This is a genomic window from Actinomadura sp. ATCC 39365 (assembly GCF_054392275.1).
Window position 1 is genome coordinate 6,880,241 of sequence record NZ_CP184335.1, and the last position, 17,075, is coordinate 6,897,315.

The 17,075-nt window shown below is 73.0% G+C and carries 16 protein-coding genes and 1 pseudogene; 8 read left to right on the forward strand and 9 right to left on the reverse strand.

Translation table 11 applies throughout. From position 1 onward, the window contains the following. The first annotated feature begins 127 nt into the window (after nt 1-127). Both ACNF49_RS33695 and ACNF49_RS33700 read left to right on the forward strand, forming a co-directional pair. On the forward strand, nt 128-1,540 hold the full coding sequence (locus ACNF49_RS33695) for an NAD(P)/FAD-dependent oxidoreductase (protein ID WP_482940084.1): 1,413 nt from the start codon (nt 128-130) through the stop codon (nt 1,538-1,540). Nucleotides 1,541-1,904: 364 nt separating this feature from the next. Then, nucleotides 1,905-2,531, forward strand: a complete 627-nt coding sequence (locus ACNF49_RS33700) for an SMI1/KNR4 family protein (RefSeq protein WP_482945725.1) — start codon at nt 1,905-1,907, stop codon at nt 2,529-2,531. A gap of 99 nt (nt 2,532-2,630) precedes the next feature. On the opposite strand, the pseudogene ACNF49_RS33705 reads toward ACNF49_RS33700, so the two are convergent. Beyond that, nucleotides 2,631-2,717 (reverse strand): annotated as a pseudogene (locus ACNF49_RS33705) (IS5/IS1182 family transposase); the annotation flags it as partial. A 136-nt stretch (nt 2,718-2,853) separates the two neighbouring features. Here ACNF49_RS33705 and ACNF49_RS33710 point away from each other — a divergent pair. Next, on the forward strand, nt 2,854-3,582 hold the full coding sequence (locus ACNF49_RS33710; protein ID WP_482940085.1) for a DUF3152 domain-containing protein: 729 nt from the start codon (nt 2,854-2,856) through the stop codon (nt 3,580-3,582). 13 nt (nt 3,583-3,595) lie between these two features. Here the strand turns inward: ACNF49_RS33710 and ACNF49_RS33715 are convergent, their stop codons facing one another. Next, complete coding sequence (locus ACNF49_RS33715) at nt 3,596-4,222, reverse strand: TetR/AcrR family transcriptional regulator (RefSeq protein WP_482940086.1); 627 nt, start codon at nt 4,220-4,222, stop codon at nt 3,596-3,598. Between the two features lie 105 nt (nt 4,223-4,327). Here ACNF49_RS33715 and ACNF49_RS33720 point away from each other — a divergent pair, with 105 nt between their 5' ends. From ACNF49_RS33720 to ACNF49_RS33730, 3 genes are all read left to right on the forward strand, one after another. Then, nucleotides 4,328-5,116: an SDR family oxidoreductase gene (locus ACNF49_RS33720; RefSeq protein WP_482940087.1), complete on the forward strand. Its 789-nt coding sequence runs from the start codon at nt 4,328-4,330 to the stop codon at nt 5,114-5,116. Between the two features lie 302 nt (nt 5,117-5,418). After that, on the forward strand, nt 5,419-6,324 hold the full coding sequence (locus ACNF49_RS33725; RefSeq protein WP_482940088.1) for an MBL fold metallo-hydrolase: 906 nt from the start codon (nt 5,419-5,421) through the stop codon (nt 6,322-6,324). Between the two features lie 58 nt (nt 6,325-6,382). Further along, complete coding sequence (locus ACNF49_RS33730; RefSeq protein WP_482940089.1) at nt 6,383-7,309, forward strand: pirin family protein; 927 nt, start codon at nt 6,383-6,385, stop codon at nt 7,307-7,309. Here the strand turns inward: ACNF49_RS33730 and ACNF49_RS33735 are convergent. Next, complete coding sequence (locus tag ACNF49_RS33735) at nt 7,306-8,301, reverse strand: coiled-coil domain-containing protein (protein ID WP_482940090.1); 996 nt, start codon at nt 8,299-8,301, stop codon at nt 7,306-7,308. The genes ACNF49_RS33730 and ACNF49_RS33735 overlap by 4 nt on opposite strands. Nucleotides 8,302-8,412: 111 nt before the next feature. Next, a complete protein-coding gene (locus ACNF49_RS33740) occupies nt 8,413-10,119 on the reverse strand; it encodes a serine/threonine-protein kinase (protein ID WP_482940091.1) in 1,707 nt (568 codons plus the stop codon). Nucleotides 10,120-10,255: 136 nt separating this feature from the next. On the opposite strand from ACNF49_RS33740, the gene ACNF49_RS33745 reads away from it, so the two are divergent. Next, entirely contained in the window at nt 10,256-10,894 is a 639-nt protein-coding gene (locus tag ACNF49_RS33745; RefSeq protein WP_357987252.1) for a GNAT family N-acetyltransferase, read from the forward strand. A 237-nt stretch (nt 10,895-11,131) separates the two neighbouring features. On the opposite strand, the gene ACNF49_RS33750 is transcribed toward ACNF49_RS33745, so the two are convergent. The 5 genes from ACNF49_RS33750 to ACNF49_RS33770 all read right to left on the reverse strand — a co-directional run bounded on the left by ACNF49_RS33750 (nt 11,132) and on the right by ACNF49_RS33770 (nt 16,316). Beyond that, entirely contained in the window at nt 11,132-12,352 is a 1,221-nt protein-coding gene (locus ACNF49_RS33750) for an IS110 family RNA-guided transposase (RefSeq protein ID WP_482945622.1), read from the reverse strand. Nucleotides 12,353-12,678: 326 nt separating this feature from the next. Continuing rightward, nucleotides 12,679-13,743, reverse strand: coding sequence for an NAD(P)-binding domain-containing protein (locus ACNF49_RS33755; RefSeq protein WP_482940092.1), 1,065 nt, complete (start codon nt 13,741-13,743; stop codon nt 12,679-12,681). Between the two features lie 92 nt (nt 13,744-13,835). Further along, nucleotides 13,836-14,750: a phosphotransferase enzyme family protein gene (locus ACNF49_RS33760; RefSeq protein ID WP_482940093.1), complete on the reverse strand. Its 915-nt coding sequence runs from the start codon at nt 14,748-14,750 to the stop codon at nt 13,836-13,838. Nucleotides 14,751-14,814: 64 nt separating this feature from the next. After that, complete coding sequence (locus ACNF49_RS33765) at nt 14,815-15,546, reverse strand: hypothetical protein (RefSeq protein ID WP_482940094.1); 732 nt, start codon at nt 15,544-15,546, stop codon at nt 14,815-14,817. 2 nt (nt 15,547-15,548) lie between these two features. Continuing rightward, nucleotides 15,549-16,316 carry a bestrophin-like domain gene (locus ACNF49_RS33770; protein ID WP_482940095.1) on the reverse strand — a complete coding sequence of 256 codons (768 nt, stop codon included), beginning with the start codon at nt 16,314-16,316 and terminating at the stop codon, nt 15,549-15,551. Between the two features lie 247 nt (nt 16,317-16,563). On the opposite strand from ACNF49_RS33770, the gene ACNF49_RS33775 reads away from it, so the two are divergent. Continuing rightward, the gene (locus ACNF49_RS33775) at nt 16,564-16,914 is read left to right on the forward strand and encodes an avidin-fold protein (protein WP_358011122.1); all 351 of its coding nucleotides are present in this window, start codon (nt 16,564-16,566) and stop codon (nt 16,912-16,914) included. Nucleotides 16,915-17,075: the final 161 nt, after the last annotated feature.

Sequence of the window (17,075 nt, forward strand, 5' to 3'; positions counted from 1 at the left end):
GGAGCAGACGGTCCTGTAGCAGCGAGCGGTCCCCGTAGCCCCGTGGATGGGCGTGAGGGAGTATCCGGATGGTAAGCGCACGATCCGGTCATCGTCCGAGATCGCTCGCGCCTGCGATCATGTGGGCATGCGTGTTGTGGTGATCGGCAGCGGGATCGTCGGGGCGAGCGCCGCCTACTACCTGAGCGGCCGCGGCGTGGCCGTGACCGTGGTGGACCGCGGCTCCCAGGGCCAGGCGACCCAGGCGGGCGCGGGCATCGTGTGCCCGTGGGTGGACCATCCGGAGGACGACTCCTGGTACCGGCTGACCAGCGAGGGCGCCCGCCACTACCCCAGGCTGGTCGAGGCCCTGGGCGAGGACATCGGTTACGCCAAGGTCGGGGCCCTGCTCGTGGCGGAGGACCCGGTCGACCTCGAACCGGTGCGGGCCCTGCTGCGCCGCCGCTACGCCGAAGCGCCCGAGATGGGCGAGGTCACCGACGTGCTCACGCCGTCCGACCTGTTCCCGCCGCTGTCCGACGACCTCAGCGCGCTCCTCGTGCCGGGGGCCGCCCGGGTGGACGGCAGCGCCGTACGCGACGCGCTGCTGCGCGCCGCCGTCGCCCGGGGCGCCGAGGTGCTGCGCGGCAGCGCCGTCCTCACCCCCGACGGACAGGTGCGCCTGCACGCCGCCGACGAGGACATCCCGGCGGGGAACGGGCCGCAGTGGGCCCAGCCGGGGCCGGGAGCCGGCGCGGTGAGCGGCCGGACCACCTCCTGGCGCCAGGCCGCTCCCCACGCGCCGGGCGACACGCCGTCCGCCACCGGCGGCCTGACCGAGAGCCCGTTCGAGGCGTCCGACGAGGGACCGGTCGGCGCAGCGGGCGACGCACCCTTCGGCGGCCCTCCGGACGGCTCCCCCGGCGGCCCCGCCCCGGCCCCCGCGCCCGCCCCGCCCGTGGAGCCGGTCACACCCGTCCCACCGGCCGAACCCGCCGCCCCTTTCCTGGCCGAACGCGTGCCCGCCGACGAGGGCGTCCCGCTGGAGGCGGACGTCGTGATCGTGGCGGCCGGGGCGTGGACGGGCGAGGTGTGCCGTCCGCTCGGGGTGGAGCTGCCGGTGTTCCCCCGGCGCGGGCAGATCCTGCACGCCACCCTCGACGGCGTGGACACCGCGTTCTGGCCCATCGTGCTGCCCAGGAGCGGGCCGTACCTGCTGGGGTTCCCCGGCTCGCGGGTGGTGATCGGCGCGACCGTGGAGGACGTCGGGTTCGCGCCACGGGTCACGATGGGCGGGCTCGAAGAGGTGATCGAGGCGGGGTTGCGGGTGGCGCCCGGCCTGTTCGGGGCGACGGTGTCGGAGACCAGGGTCGGCCTGCGCCCGGTCAACGCCCCCGGCCCCGCGCTCATCGGCCGGCTCACGCCGCGGGTGGTCGTGGCGACGGGGCTGAGCGCGTACGGGCTGACGGCGGGCCCGTTCACCGGCGAACTCGTCGCCAAGCTCGCCCTCGACGAACAACCCCCCATCGACCTTACCCCCTACGCCCCCCGCACCGTCTGACCACCAGCAGGCCCGCCGAAACCGCGGGTCGGCGCGGACCCCCGCGCCGACCAGGCCGGCTGGTGGACGCCCGGCGAAGGTCCCCGCGATGGAGGAAAGGCGTCCATCGGGCGCCGACACCGACGACGCCGCCCCCAGACGGCAGGCCGACCCAGGACGTGAGCGGGGCGTGCCGCGTCCGGATGGCGGGGGTTGGCGGTAGGTCGGCGTCAGAGGCCACGCGGATCGGTGCGGACGGAGGCTGTCCGCGGGCCCGGACAGGAGGTGCCCACTCCGCCGATCGTGGTCATCGGCCACAATCAGGCACCTGACAGTTGATGAGCCACGCCCGCATAGCCGTACGATCCCCCGATCAAGGACCGCGATGTCGATACACGAGAGTCTGGCAATCCTTCACCGCGCCGCCGAATCCGGAACGGTCACCATCACGGCGTCGGAACCCGCCTCCGCCGAAGCCGTCCGCAACCGCGAGACTGGGCTGAAGCCCCATTTCGGAACCGTCGACTGGACGGCTCCGCCCAGCTACCGGGCTTTCCTCGCCGAGCACAACACCTTTGCCTGCAAGCGCCGGGACGTCTCGTCCAACGAGTACATCGAGTTCGTCGTCGTCGGTGACGACGCCATCGTCGAGCTGAACGCCGATCTCGTGCACATGCCCGAGGATGTGGACCGCGGCGACGGCCGGTGGCTGTCCACCAACCACCTGGTCGGCTTCGCCCTCGCGGACGCGGACAACGAGGCGGTTTGGTGCTTCGACGTCACCCAGCCGGACGCGGACGGCGAGTACCCGGTCTATTACCACCACTACGACGACCAGGAAGGGCGCGCACGCTACGTCGAGGACGGGAGCTGGGAGGACCCGGACAACTCCACCTCGGACTTCCCCACGTTCGCCGCCTGGCTGGACGCGATGACCACCGCGTTCACCGCGCCCGAGCCACCGAGCTGGTTCGCGGAGCTGGGCTCTCCGGGCTTCCACCCGGGGTCGTAGGAGACCGTACGGGCAGGGCGCGGTCATGGCCGGCGATTCGCGCCGCTCGCAGCAGCGGGCGTCCGCTGGCAGGAGTGGGTGCGTCCGACGTGCCAGGTAACGCCCGGCCGCCGCTCCACCTCCGGGAGCCTTGGTGAGAGAGCCGTCCACGGCGATCTCGTCGAGGTACAGATGGTGTCGGCGATCGCCTCGTAAGAACAGCCGAGGCGCGGCAGTCGCGCGCCTGTCCGCGCGACCCCTTGGCCAGACCCCGGCATGATCCAGGCGACACTGCGCGGATATGGTGGATTTCTCCCCACCGTGATCTCGTGGGGAGGCCGCGTTGCCGCTGTTCGCGCTGCTGATCATCCTGCTGCTGGCCGCCGGATGCGCCTCCGCCCCGGAACGAACGGAAGGGCCCGAGCCCCCCACTCAACGGGCCGCTCCCGCCGTCACACCTCCGCCGCTCCCCTCGGTCCCCGCGCCGATCCCCCTTCCCGCCGAGCACGTCAAGGTGCCGTACGCCGCCTCGGGCTCGTACGCCGTGGTGCCCGGCGGCGCACCCGCCCGGCCGGGAGAGGGCGAGGTGGTGCGGTACCTGGTGGAGGTTGAACGCGGCCTGCCGATCGACGGGCCCGTGTTCGCGGCCGCCGTGCACCGGACACTCAACGACCCGCGCGGATGGGCCCGCTTCCAGCGCGTCGACCACGGCCCGGTACGGGTGCGGGTGGCACTGTCCAGCCCGGGGCTGACCGTCCGCCAGTGCCTGCCGTTGCGCACCGGCGGCACGTTGTCGTGCTGGAACGGGACGCGCTCGGTCATCAACGCGCTCCGCTGGGCCGACGGCGTCCCGCAGTACGACGGCGACCTGGCCGCCTACCGCGACTACCTCATCAGCCACGAGGTCGGCCACAGCCTGGGGCACGGCCATCGTGCCTGCCCGGGCCCCGGCCTGCCGGCTCCGGTGATGGTCCAGCAGTCGAAGTCGCTGGGCCGCTGCCGTCCGAACCCGTGGCCCCACCCGGAACGCCGCCCGGACGAGCGCCGCGACGCCCTGGCCCGCAACCCCTGACCGAACGAACCTCCTACTCCGAAGGGCTCGGGGAGGTGGGCGGGGCGGCAGGAGGGCTCGGGGTGGGGGGAAGGCCGTGGCCCGGGCCCACGCCGCGCAGCAAGGTGTCCACCAGCCGGCCCGCCAGCGCCTCCGGCTCGCCGTCGCGGCTCTGCGCCGCCTCGTGGATCAGCGCGTAGTACACCCGCCTGGCCCACTCCGGCTCCACGTCCTCCCGCAGCACCCCGGCCACCCGCGCCTGCCGGAACAGCTGGTCGCACCTCGCCTCGACCTCGGAGTGCACCTGGGCCACCTCGGCCCCCGCCGACGGCCCGCGGCTCATCGCGAACCCCCAGTCGATCTTCACCCGCAGCACGTTGGCCGTCACCTGGTAGAGCGCGACCAGGGGCGGCGCCTGCTCGGGACGGGCGGCGTCCACGGCGGCGGCGAACTGCCGGGTGGCCCACTCGGTCATCGCCTCCACCAGCGCCTCCCTGGAGGCGAAGCGCCGGTGGACGGTCGTGCGCGCCACCCCGGCCGCCTCGGCGATCTGCTCCATGCTGGCCGCCGGGTTCCTGCTGAGCACCCGTTCGGCGGCCTCCAGGATCGTCCGGACGGTCCGCTCCGCGTCGGACCGCAGGGCCCGCGTCGTCCCACTCACACCCCAGAGGGTACATGACAGTACCCATTCAAGGCGGAGTTGCGTCATCAGTGTTGCAAGTTCTAGAGTCATCGCATCACCACTGATGCAAGAAGGGCGATTCACATGGACATGCGACTCACCGGCAAGACCGCCGTCGTCTCCGGCGCGAGCAGGGGGCTGGGGCTGGCGATCGTCGAGGCGCTGACGGCGGAGGGCATGCGGGTCGTGGCCGCGGCCCGTACGATCTCCCCCGAGCTGGAGCGCACCGGCGCGATCACCGTGACCGCCGACCTGTCCACCGCGGCGGGCCCGGTGGAGCTGACCGAACGCGCGCTGGCCGAGCTGGGCGAGATCGATCTCCTGGTCAACAACGTGGGCGGCGGCGACGGCGGCGAGGGGCAGCTCAGCGGCTTCCTCGGCTTCGACGACGACGCCTGGCGCCAGTCGTACGACCTGAACTTCCTCAGCGCCGTGCGGGCCACCAGGGCCGCGATGCCCAGCCTGTTGCGGCGCGGCGGCACTGTGATCAACATCTCGTCCAACGGCGCCCGCGTACCGCACATGGGTCCGGTCGTCTACACCACCGCCAAGGCCGCGCTGACGGCGTTCGGCAAGGCCCTGGCCGAGGAGTTCGGCCCGCAAGGGGTGCGCGTCGCCACCATCTCCCCCGGCGCCGCGCGCACCTCGCTGTGGGAGGCCCCCGACGGGTACGGCGCCGCCCTGGCGGCCTCGCTCGGCATGGACCACGAGCAGTTGCTCGCGGGGCTGCCGTCGGTCACCGGAATGACGACCGGTAGGTTCGTCGAACCGGAAGAAGTCGCCTCCCTGGTGACGTACCTGGCCTCGCCGCACGCCGCGAGCGTGAACGGCGCCGACTACGTCATCGACGGCGGAGCGATCAAGACGGTATGAACTATCGCGATATATCGTAGAACGGGAACACCGGGGAATCCCGCCCGGTTGGGCGGGATGGACATCATCTCCAGGGGAGTGTGGGCAATGGCAGGAATGCGGACCGCACGGCGGATCCTCGCGGGCGGCGCGCTCGCCGCCGCGGCCGGGTGGGCGTTGCGCGGGATACCGGCCGAGCTGGGCGTGCGACCTTTGACATCGGGGCCGGACCGGGTGGGCAGGATGCGGCGTTCGCCGCAGTTCAGGGGCGACACGTTCGTCAACCCCATGTCCGAGCCGACCGCCCTGATGACCACGCCCCCGTGGGCCTGCTGGCCGAGATGGCCAGGAACAAGGAGCAGCGGCATCCGGCCGGGCCCATCCCGCTGCGCCTTCCGCCGTCCGGCCCGCCGCCGGCCGACGGCCTGCGCGCGGTCTGGTACGGCCACGCCTCCACCCTGGTGGAGATCGAGGGCAGGCGGGTGCTGTTCGACCCGGTGTGGAGCAACCGGGTCTCCCCCTCCCAGCTCGTCGGCCCCAAGCGGCACCACCCGCTGCCGCTGGACATCGGCGACCTGCCGCAGGTCGACGCGATCGCGATCTCGCACGACCACTATGACCACCTCGACATGGCCACCGTGCGCTCGCTCACGCGCACCCAGAAGGCGCCGTTCCTGGTCCCGCTGGGCATCGGCGCGCACCTGGAGCGGTGGGGCGTGCCGCTGTACCGGATCATCGAGCTCGACTGGGACGAGGAGGCCGAGGTGGCGGGCCTGCGCTTCGTCGCCACCGCCGCCCGGCACTTCTCGGGGCGGGCCTTCACCAGGAACGACACCCTGTGGGGCTCGTGGGTGGTGGCCGGGGCGAGCAAGCGGGTGTTCTACGCCGGCGACTCGGGATACTTCCAGGGCTACCGGGGCATCGGGGCCGCGCACGGGCCGTTCGACCTGACGCTGATGCCGATCGGCGCCTACAGCCCGGCCTGGCCCGACATCCACATGAACCCGGAGGAGGCCGTCAACGCCCACCTCGACCTCGGCGGCAAGCTGCTGCTGCCGGTCCACTGGGCGACGTTCACGCTGGCGCTGCACCCGTGGGCCGAGCCGGTCGACCGGCTGTGGCGGGAGGCGAAGGCGCGCGACGTCGAGATCGTGGTGCCCCGGCCGGGCGAGGGCGTGGACGTGACCGCCGTCCAGTCCGTCGACGGCTGGTGGGAGACCCTGGGATAGCCGTCACGTCCGAAAGACGCCGGATGTGGGGGGTCGTACGGCCCCCTACAGTCATGGGGTGAGCAACATGGAACGTGCCCCCCGCGAACTCCGCTGCGCCGCCGACGCCGGCGACCGGAGCGAGGTGCTGACCGGACGCGAGGTGCCGCTGGGCGGCCCGCGCGCGATGCGGGTGAGCAGGACGCTGCCCGGCGTGCACCGCCGGATGGTCGGCGCCTGGTGCTTCGTCGACGCCTACGGCCCCGAGCCGGCGCTGATGCGCGTGCCGCCCCACCCGCACACCGGCCTGCAGACGGTGACCTGGCTGGTCGCGGGCGAGGTGCTCCACCGCGACAGCGTCGGCAGCCTGAGCCGGGTGCGCCCCGGCCGGCTCAACCTGATGACGGCCGGGCGCGGCATCTCCCACTCGGAGGAGTCGCCCGGCACGACGCTGCACGGCGTGCAGCTCTGGGTGGCCCTGCCGGAGGCCCACCGGCGCACGGCCCCCGCCTTCGAGCACCACGCCACCCTGCCCGTGTTGTCCGGCCCCGGCTTCGACGCCACCGTGATCATGGGCACGCTCGGCGGCGTGCCCTCGCCCGCCACCACCTACACCCCTCTGGTGGGCGCCGAGGTGACGGTCGACGGCGCGGGCGAGGTGCCGCTCGACCCCGCCTTCGAGCACGGGCTGCTGCTGCTCGACGGCGAGGTCGAGCAGGCCGTGCCGGGGGCGCTGCGCTACCTGCCGCCGGGCCCCGAGACGTTGCGGCTGTCGGGGCGCGGGCGGGTGCTGCTGATCGGCGGCGAGCCGTTCGGCGAGGAGATCGTCATGTGGTGGAACTTCGTGGGGCGCTCCCACGAGGAGATCGCCGCCTTCCGGAAGGAGTGGGCGGAGGGCGAGGGCTTCGGCGCCGTCGAGGGCTTCGACGGCGAGCCGCTGCCCGCCCCGGCGCTGCCCTCCATCCGCCTGAAGCCGCGCGGGCGGGTACGCCCCGGAGCGAGCTAGTAGACCGAGATGTGCGGATGGTCGAAGTGGTTGGCCGTCGTGCCGCCGCGGTTGGACATCGTCCGCCAGGTGCCCGTCCTGGCATGCCAGATGCGCTGGCGGTAGATGATGTACATGATCCCGAGGCGCCGGGAGTTCTTGATGGCCCAGTCGGCGATCTCGTAGCCGCGCTTGACCTCGGCCGCCGACGGCATCGCGCCGCCGTGGCTGAGCATGAAGTCGCAGGCCCGGCCGAGCGGGTGCTCGCCGCCGTCCTGGATCGTCCGGAAGCAGCCGATCCCGTACGGCACCACGAACCGTTCCTTGATCAGCGTCTTGACCAGGCGCATGCGGGGCGTGATGTTCTCGGAGCCGTCCGGGAGCTGCGGCACCCACGTGCCGTCCGGGCGGCGCACGCCCGGGGCCGTGTAGAGCTTGTCGATCCGGTCCCTGATCTTCTCGATCAGCTTCTCGGCCTTCTCCTTGCGCCGCTCCAGGTCGGACACCGCGGTCCCGAGCTCCTCGGCGCGGGCGGCGGCCTCCTGCTCGGCCTTGCGGCGCTCGTCCCTGACCTTGGCGTAGCCGCGCAGCCGGGCGTCCTGGACGTCGATGAGGTGACGGCTGAGCGCCAGGCGGCTCAGCAGCGCGTCCGGGTTCTGGCTGCCGGTGAACAGGGCGATCTGGTTGGGTTCGCCGCCGATGTACTGGGCCACGGCCAGCGTCCTGAGCTGGAGGGACTCCCGGTCGTAGACCTCCTGGGCGGCGGCCAGCCGCTCGCGCGCGCTCTTCTCCGTCTTCTCTGCCTGCTGCTGGGCGCGGCGGCTGTTGTAGTACTCCTCGATGAGCCGGTCCGACTCCTTGCTCAGCGCGGCCAGCTCCTTCTTGAGCTGCTTCACCGAGGGCTTGGGGGCCGTGTGCCCGGCTGAGGCGTTGCCCGCCATCAGCAGCAGCCCGGCGAGTACGGCGACCACGGCCCGCGCCACGTGGCCCACGGCGGGGGAGGCGACCGCCACTGTCCTCCTTAGCCTGAGCCGCAGGGCGGGTTCCGGTCAGGAGCTAATCAGAGTCCGGGACGCCCTCTTTCCGACGCTGATAGTAGGGGATCAAGCCTCATTCCCCGCAACTCATGACTTTTCCTGACTGCGTGATTTTCGTGCGCGTCTGACCGCGATACGCCCTCCGAGCAGGGCAGACCCGGGCACCACGAGCATGCCGAGCAGGCTGGAGCCCAGCCCGACGTCGAGGTCGGCGTCCAGCAGCCCGCCCCCGCCGCGGCCGAGCAGCGACCCGCCGAGCGACAACCCGACCGAGACGGACAGGAGCGGTTCGTGGCTCTTGGCGGGCGGCTTGGCGGAGGGCTCAGGAGCGGGGGCGCTCGTGGCGGGCGGCCTGGGAACCGGGCCGCCGGTGGCGGACTGCCGGGTGGACGGCGGCGACGACCGCGTGGGCGGCGGCTCCGAAGGCGGCTCTGACTTCGGCGGCCCGGACTTCGGCGGCCCCGACTCCGACGGCCCGCTGGTCGGCCTCGGCGGCCGGCTGTTCGAGGCCCTCGTGGCGGGCGGCGCCGGAGGCGCGGACGACGCGGGCCCCGCGGTCGGCACGGTGGGCACGGTGGGCACGGTCGGATGCCCGCTGGGCCCGGCGGTGGCCGTCGCGGGCGGCGAGACCGTCCAGGACCCGCTCGGCACGGGCAGCACCGGATCCGGCGAGACGGGCGGCGTCGTGAACGAGCTCCCCATGGACTCCGGCGGCATCGCGGTGCCGCTGTCGAGCGAGGGCGAGCCGCTCCAGATCACGAACGTCGACGCCACCGCCGCCGCCGTCGCCAGCACCAGCCCGCCGGTCACCGCGAGCTTGGCCGGCGGCCCCAGCGAGCTGCGCACCACGCTGGTGCCCGTCGCGGCGCCGTTCTCCGCACCGCTCCCCCCGATGATCCCTCCGCCGAGGCCCTCGACCATCCCCCCGCCGGTCCCGGCCGACGGCAGCAGCGCGGCGAACGGCATCGCCAGCACGGCCAGGCCGGACCGCCCGCGCAGCTCCCATCCCGCGCCGTACGTCCCGCGCGCCACCTCCTCCAGTTCGGCGAGGAACGCCTCGGCCGAGGCAGGCCGGTGGGCGGGGTCCTTGGCCAGGCCGTGCTCGACGAGCCCGCGCAGGCGTCCGTCCACGTGCTCCAGCGGGGGCGGCATGTGCTGGTGCTGGAAGGCCAGGACGGCCAGGTTCGCGGCGGTGAACGGGCGGCGGCCGGTGAGGCATTCGTAGAACACCAGGGCGGCGGCGTACACGTCGCAGGCCGGGCCGGCCGGGGCGTCCTCCCACTGCTCGGGGGACATGTAGGCGGGGGTGCCGGCCAGGGCGCCGGTCTCGCCGAACCGGGCCGCGACGCCGAAGTCGACCAGCTTGCTGTCGCCGTCCGGGGTGATGATGACGTTCTCGGGCTTGAAGTCGCGGTGCGCCACCCCGCGCCGGTGCGCCTCGGCGAGGCCGAGCAGGGCCCCCTTCAGCAGGGTGAGCGCGGCCTCCACGCCGGTGCCGCCCTCGGCGGCGATCAGGCGGCGCAGCGTGACGCCGTCGACCAGCTCCATCACGATGACGGACGTGTCCCCGGCCTCGACGTAGTCCAGCAGGCGGGCGGTGTGGGGGCTGTCGATCTCGCCGATGACCCCGGCCTCGGCGCGGAAGCGGGCGGCGAACTCGCCGTCCGCGCGCAGGGCCTCGGACAGGTGCTTGATCGCGACCGGTAAGCCGTCGGAGTCGCGTACGGCGAGCATGACGCGGCCGGTTCCTCCGTGACCGAGTTCCCGGATCTCCGTGTAACCGGGAACAGCCATGTCGGGCCCTCCTGACCGGATAAAGATCCTTATGTCAGGACGCTAGCCGAAGGTAACACGCCGTGTCGAGCCCCTTCGCGGGAGTAACCGACCCCCTGTCGCAATCGGTATTTTTCCTACTTCCTATAGTAGGTCCGTGGCTCTCACCGATCATCTGCGCGAATGGCTCGGGGCCTGGCCGCCCACGGGAAACCTCGACGTCACGGGCTCGCCGCTGCGTACGCTGCCCGCCTGGGACGGCCGCGTGCACCCGGCCATCGGCGTCGGCACCCCGGAGGGGGCGATGTTGTCGGTGCCGCCCGAGCACGTCGCGCGGGTGCGCGCCGCGCGGACGGTCCGGGAGATCCCCGAGCTGATCGGATATGGGGATCGCGGCTGGTTCGACGCCGTCTTCCGGTGGACCACCGAGCCCGCGTCCCTGCCCGACGCCGGTGAGTGGGTGCCCGCGACGGACGACGCCGTGCCCGGATGGCTGCGCGTGTTCGGCGGCGAGGTGCTGGTGGCCGTGGATCCCGAGACCGGCGAACACCTGGCCGGAGTGGGCATCAAGCGGCACGACCGCTTCGGACGGGAGCTGTCGGTGGTGACCGCACCCGAGGCCCGGGGACGCGGCCTGGCCAGACGGCTGGTGGCGCAGGCGGCGCGGCGGGTGCTGGACGAGGGGGCGGTGCCGACGTACATGCACGCGGTCAGCAACACCGCCTCGGCCGCCGTCGCCAAGGCGGCAGGCTTCCCCGACCTCGGCTGGACCGCCTTCGGCGTCGCCGAGAACTGACCCCCGCGCAGAACCGGGCCCGGACACGGCAAAACGCCCGGCCCACCACACACCGGACCAGGCCACCGGACGCGCAGTCGGGTGACACGCCGCAAGGGCACACAGCCCGAACCGCCGGATACGAAGTGAGGACGCGCAAAGGGCCGGACGCGGGGCCAGGCCGCGAAAAGGGCCGGTCGCGAGGTCAGGCGGCCCGGACCGCCGGGCGCGGGGTCAGACATCCCTGGACGTTGAGTGTCAAGCGGTGAGGTCGTAGTCGTGGTGTGACCAGGCGGTTGCTTGGTCGTAGTGGCTGTGGGTTTTGAGGCAGCCGTGGAAGATGCCGACCAGGCGGTTGCCGACTTGGCGCAGGGCGGCGTTATGGCTGATGTCGCGGGCTTTGAGCTGGTCGTAGTAGGCGCGGACTGCACGGTCGTGGAGGATGGCGCAGGACGCCTGGAGATGGAGGGCGTCCACCAGCCGGTCGTTGTGAACAAACCGGGCCTGGACGACCCGTGTCTTGCCGGACTGGCGAGTGATCGGGCTGGTGCCGGCGTAGTTCTTGCGGGCTTTGGCGGAGGCGTACCGGTTCTTGGCGTCTCCGAATTCGGCGAGCACCCGGGCGCCGAGGACGACGCCGATGCCGGGCTGGCTGAGGATGACCTCAGCGTCCGGGTGCCGGCCAAAATGGGCCTCGACCTCGCCCTGGAGGGTCTTGATCTCGGTGTTGAGGACGGCGATGATCGCGGCTAGTGATTTCACGGTCGAGGCGTAGGCGGTCGTGACGAGTGGCGCCTGGCCCAGGTGTTGCGCGCGCAGCACGTCCTGGATCGCGACGGCTTTGCCAGGGATATCGCGGCGGCCCTTCAGGCAGGCACTGATCTGGCTGATCGTCAGCTTGGCCGCGGCTTCGGGGGCGGGGGCCTTGGCCAGCAGCTTCAGCACGGCCTGGCTGGTGAGGCCGAGGGGCTTGTATGCCTCCAGAGCGGCTGGGAAGTAGTCCCGCAACGCGACCCGCAGCCGGAGCATGTGTCTCGTGCGCTCCCACAGCAGCGTCTGATGCGCCCGCGTGACGACCTTGACCGCCTCGGCGATCTCGGAGTCCCCGGCCACCTCGCGGAGCTGGTGACGGCGGGTGCGGATCATATCCGCGAGCGCATGGGCGTCACCCTTGTCGCTCTTGGCGCCAGAGGAACTGAGGATCTCCCGGTGCCGAGCCGCTTGCTTGGGGTCGACCCCGAACACCTGGTACCCGGCCGCGACCAGCGCCCGCACCCAGGGCCCTCGATCGGTCTCGATACACACCAGCACCTCGCGGGGATCGGCATCCTCGGCGACGAACCGGCCCACCAGGTCGTGGAACCGGGCGACCCCGGCCATCCCCTCGGGCAGCCGAACTCGCTTCAACACCTTCCCAGCCTCGTCCTGGACCTCGACGTCGTGGTGATCTTCAGCCCAGTCATCCCCAACGAACAGCACAACGACCTCCACGATCGACAACAGGACACGGAAGCCCGCAGGAGCCGGTCGGCGACCTAATGGACCAGTGCTCACCCAACCATCGGAGGGCACGACATCCCATCAGCGATCAAAGACCCCTGACCACCAGTGAGGGCACGATCTGACCCTAGGATTCAAGATCCAGGCGGCGAGAGTGCTCACTCACCAGCGGCTACCAGGCACCGAGTCTGCCCGATCAGCAGCCACGGTAGCTCCCATTAGGCGGCCCGGACCACCAAGCGCGAGGTCAGGCCGCGGGAAGGGCCGGACACGGGGTCAGGAGGCCCGGACCGCCGGGCGTGGGGTCAGGAGGCCCGGACCGCCGGGCGTGGGGTCAGGAGGGCGCGGATGTTGCCGGCGGCGGTGCGGCCCGCGCGGTTGGCGCCGACCGTGCTGGCCGAGGGCCCGTAGCCGACGAGTTGCAGCCGCGGCTCCCGGACGACCCGCGTCCCGTCCACCTTGATGCCGCCGCCCGGCTCACGCAGGCGCAGCGGCGCGAGGTGGTCGAGCGCCGACCGGAAGCCGGTGGCCCACACGACGACGTCCGCCGCGGTCTGCCGCCCGTCGGCCCATTCCACGCCGTACGGGGTGAGGCGGCGGAACATCGGCAGCCGCTCCAGCGCCCCCTTGGCCATCGCCTCCCGCACGACGACGCTGTAGCCGAGCCCGGTGACGCTGACCACGCTCTGCGGCGGCAACCCGGCCCGCACCCGCGCCTCCACCAGGGCGACGGCCTCGCGCCGGGCGTCCTCGCCGAAGTCGTCGCCCCGGAAGACGGGCGGACGCCGGGTGACCCAGACGGTGCCGGCGGCGACACCGGCCACCTCCGACAAGACGTGCATCGCCGAGGCACCACCCCCGACCACGACCACCCGCCGACCGGCGAACGCCGCCGGCCCCCGATACCCCGCGTAGTGAAGCTGCTCGCCCAGGAAGCCGGCCGCCCCCGGGTAGTACGGCCAGTACGGACGGGTCCAGGTGCCGGTCGCGTTGACCACGGCCCTGGCTGCCCACTCCCCCACGTCCGCCGCCACGACCAGCCGTCCGTCCTCCCCCTCCCGGACGGCCGTCACCTTGACCGGCCGCAGGACCTCCAGCCCCACCCGCCGCTCGTAGTCGCCGTAGTACTCCGGGACGACCTCCGCCGCGGGCCGGTCACCGGCCGCCTCCACCCCGTCCGGCACGCCGGGCAGGTCGAAGATCCCGTGCACCTTGTCCATGGTCAGCGACGGCGACCGATGCCGCCACGCGCCTCCGGGCCCCGCGGCCGCGTCGAGCACGATCGTCCCGATCCCGAACCGCCGCAGGAAGTACGCGCTGGACAGCCCCGCCTGCCCGGCCCCGATCACCACAACCTCGGTCGTCTCCACGGTCGAGTGCAACCCCGCGCGCCCGCCCGCTCTTCCCACCCGGCCGGTCCGGGCGGCGAGGCCCGCCGTTCCCATGGCGAGGCCCGGCCGGGTCACGCGGGTGGCGGCTCGGTCAGGGCCGCCGCGAACAGGGCGCGGTGGCACAGGACGTGCTCGCGGTCGGCGTCGTACAGCGCGTCGTCGCCGCGGGCGATGTGCGCGGCGAAGGCCCGGTCCCCGGCCGCCGCGCGTTCGCGTATGTGCCGTACGAGGTGCGCCAGCCGGTCGGCGGCCGTGGCGGGCAGCGCCGGACGGTCACCTTCGGCCAGGCCGTAGGCGTCGGCGAACAGCCGCAGCCTGCGTGCCTGCTCCTCCACCGGACCAGCCCCGTCGTGGCGGGGATCGCTCAGCGGGACGAACCGGTAGGCGGCGTAGGCGACGTCCCACACGCGCGGCCCCGGGTGGGCGGTGTCGAAGTCGATCAGGGCCACCGGCCGCCCGTCGCGGAACACGCAGTTGTACGGCGCGACGTCCCCATGGCAGATGACCTCGGCGGGTTCACGCGGCGGGAAATACCAGGCGGCCCCGGCGTCGGGCGGGAACCCCTCGGTGGCGTCGTGGTAGCGGCGCAGCAACCGGGCGACGTCGCGCAGGGCCCGGTCGGAACGGGCGTACGCGGGCAACGGATGATCGGGCACCTCGCCGGGGACGAAGTCGAGCACCTCCCGGCCCTGGGCGTCGATCCCGTGCCCGGCCGGCGCGCCCGTGAAGCCGCGGGCGGCCAGGTGAGCGAGCAGCGCGTGCACGGACGGCGTCCACGGGCCGGTCGGGCGGCGCACGGTGGCACCGACCCGCACCACCTGGTTGACGCCGCCACCGGTCAGCAACTCCCCGTCACAACCACCCCCGATGAGCAGCCCCTGGTCAGGGCCGCCACCGGTCACCCGCTCCCGGTCACCGCCACCACCGGTCAGCGACTCCCCGCCACAACCGCCCCCGGTGGGCGGTTCCTCGTCACGCTCGGACACGCCGCCATCCTCGCATCCCGGTGCGCACCGGCCACCGCCGTCGAGCCCGACCCCGCCGGAGGCGTCAGCGGACCCTGAACGCGACCGCGGTCGTGGAGGCGATCGCCGTCACCAGGACCACCATGACCAGGACGGTGCCGAGCGGGTTCTTGCGCCTCGGCGGCGCCTGAACCTGCTTGACCCGCTTGCGCACCGCGACCGTCGGGGTGGGCTTGAGCGTCGGCCTGACCTCCTGGACGGGCACCCGCACCGGAGGTGCCACGCGCACCGGCCGGGGCGTGGGACGGTGCACCGGCCTCCGCGTGTGCGGCGGAGCGGGCGTCAGCGTGGGGCGCGGTGTCGGCCGCGGCGACGAGCGAGGCGGCGGAGGCGGAGGCGGCGGGGACGGGCGGACGTGGCAGTCGCCCACCTCGACGCTGCCGCTCGGCCCGTACACGCACACCGAGTCAGGGCCGATCGACACGCGCGGCACGGGGACGCCGGTCCGCGGCGCCCGCCCGCCGGGCCGCATGGACACCGACGCCCGCGGCTCCGGGTCGTCCCAGATCTGCGCGCCCGGCACCGACACGCGCGGCCCCGGATCGTCCCAGATCTGCGCACCCGGTACGGACACCACCGGCCCGCCACGGCCGTCGCTCCCCGGCCTTCCGTGGATCGTGATCCCCGGGCTCGGGAGCTGCGACGGACGTGCGCGCATGCCGGACGCCGGGGATTGCAGGTCGGCCGCCGCCGGACCGGCCGCGCTCGCGGCGAGCAGAGCGGCGGCCAGCAGCAGCGGCGCGCGCCTGGCGCCCACGGTCACATTCCCCCGGCGATGCGGGAGAACTCCTGCAGCGCGCCCTGGAACGCCTGCGGCCCGACCGCCAGCGGCCCGGCGAAGGCGTGGGAGATGTCCCAGGTCAGATAGGTGCCGAAGCCGAGCATCGCGGCCATCGCGAGCAGCGGCAGGAATGCCAGGCCGCGTGGCCGCGCGCCCGCCAGGTAGGGGAAGACGACGACCAGCAGGCCGGTGAGCACGGTCAGGAACAGCAGCCCCTGGGGCGGGGTGGCGGCGGCGTCCATCGAGCGCTGCGAACGGGCGGAGGCGATCGCGGCGACGCGTTCGAGCACGGTGTCGCGGGCGTCCTTGTCGTCGTCGGTCTTGGCGGCGACGGCGCTCACCCGGCTGCGCATGGCGTCGAGCCGGGCGGCGCCGACCGGGTCCATCCGGCCCTCGGCCATCAGCGGCCACTCGTCTCTGACCACGAAGGTGACGTAGTCGCGCAGCGCGGTGCGGACCGTCTGCTGAGCCGTGCCGGGCAGGTCGGCCGCGGCCCAGTAGGCGTCGATCGCGGCCTGGCTCTCGGCTTGGGCGTTCTGGCGGGCGGCGTCGGCGGTGGTCCACGGCACGATGATCGCGATCGCGAACACCAGCAGGAACAGGGCCGACAACATCGACCCGGCGTGACCGGCCGAGACCCCGTCGGGCTCGGCGTCCTCGCTGCCCTTCTTCGTGAGCCGGAACACCAGCGCGGTGAGCGCCACCACGCCCACGGCCGCCACGATCGAGAGCGTGTACGCCAGCATGAAGATCTCCCAAATCTTCTCGAATACACAGTGTTACATGACTATCACACTATGCAACGCTGGTGTCAGCTACCGGCAGGTAAAGTCGCGGGCGAGCGTGTCGGGCGCCGCCAGGCGGCGCCGGAGGCCGAGAACCTGCTCGCGCGGGGGTCCGGGGCGGCGCCGCCGCTGGACGGATCGGTGATCATGACCGGGCGTTCTGACCAAACGTCCAGCCGGTCGGTGATGATCCAGAAAAATGGTGACTATGGACGGCGTGAATCTCAACGGCCGTAAATTCGTGATGGTGAGCTCGACGGCGAGCGCGGTGGACCCCGACAGCCCGACGGAGTTCCTGTACTGGGAGGCCGACGGCGTGGTGTGGGGCAGCTACACGGGCGACACCGTGACCCACGGCCGCTTCGTCGGGACGCGCGACGGCGCCGACGTCTCCATCTCCTACGCCCATGCGCTCAAGGCGGGCGGCAAGGCGGGCGGCCAGAGCAGCAGCCGCGTCGAGCAGGGCGAGGACGGGCTGCTGCGCCTGGTCGAGGAGTTCCGCTTCGACGGCGACGACACGCTGCACGTCAGCGTGTGCGCCGAGGTCCCGGCCCCCTGACCGGCCCCTGACGGGCGGCCCTCCGGCCGAGGGCCGGCCGGGAGCAGGCCGGGAGCAGGCGACGCACCGGCCGCCCCCGGCGAGGGGGCGGCGCCCAACCGTCCTCGCGCAGCCCGATGGCCAACCGTCCTTGCGCAGCCCGGTGGCCAACCGTCCTTGCG

Bases quoted from the DNA above. Each gene is read 5' to 3' on its own strand.
- ACNF49_RS33700 (WP_482945725.1), top strand. From the start codon at position 1,905: ATGTCGATACACGAGAGTCTGGCAATCCTTCACCGCGCCGCCGAATCC.
- ACNF49_RS33740 (WP_482940091.1), bottom strand. From the start codon at position 10,119: ATGGCTGTTCCCGGTTACACGGAGATCCGGGAACTCGGTCACGGAGGA.
- ACNF49_RS33695 (WP_482940084.1), top strand. From the start codon at position 128: ATGCGTGTTGTGGTGATCGGCAGCGGGATCGTCGGGGCGAGCGCCGCC.
- ACNF49_RS33775 (WP_358011122.1), top strand. From the start codon at position 16,564: ATGGACGGCGTGAATCTCAACGGCCGTAAATTCGTGATGGTGAGCTCG.
- ACNF49_RS33770 (WP_482940095.1), bottom strand. From the start codon at position 16,316: ATGCTGGCGTACACGCTCTCGATCGTGGCGGCCGTGGGCGTGGTGGCG.
- ACNF49_RS33720 (WP_482940087.1), top strand. From the start codon at position 4,328: ATGGACATGCGACTCACCGGCAAGACCGCCGTCGTCTCCGGCGCGAGC.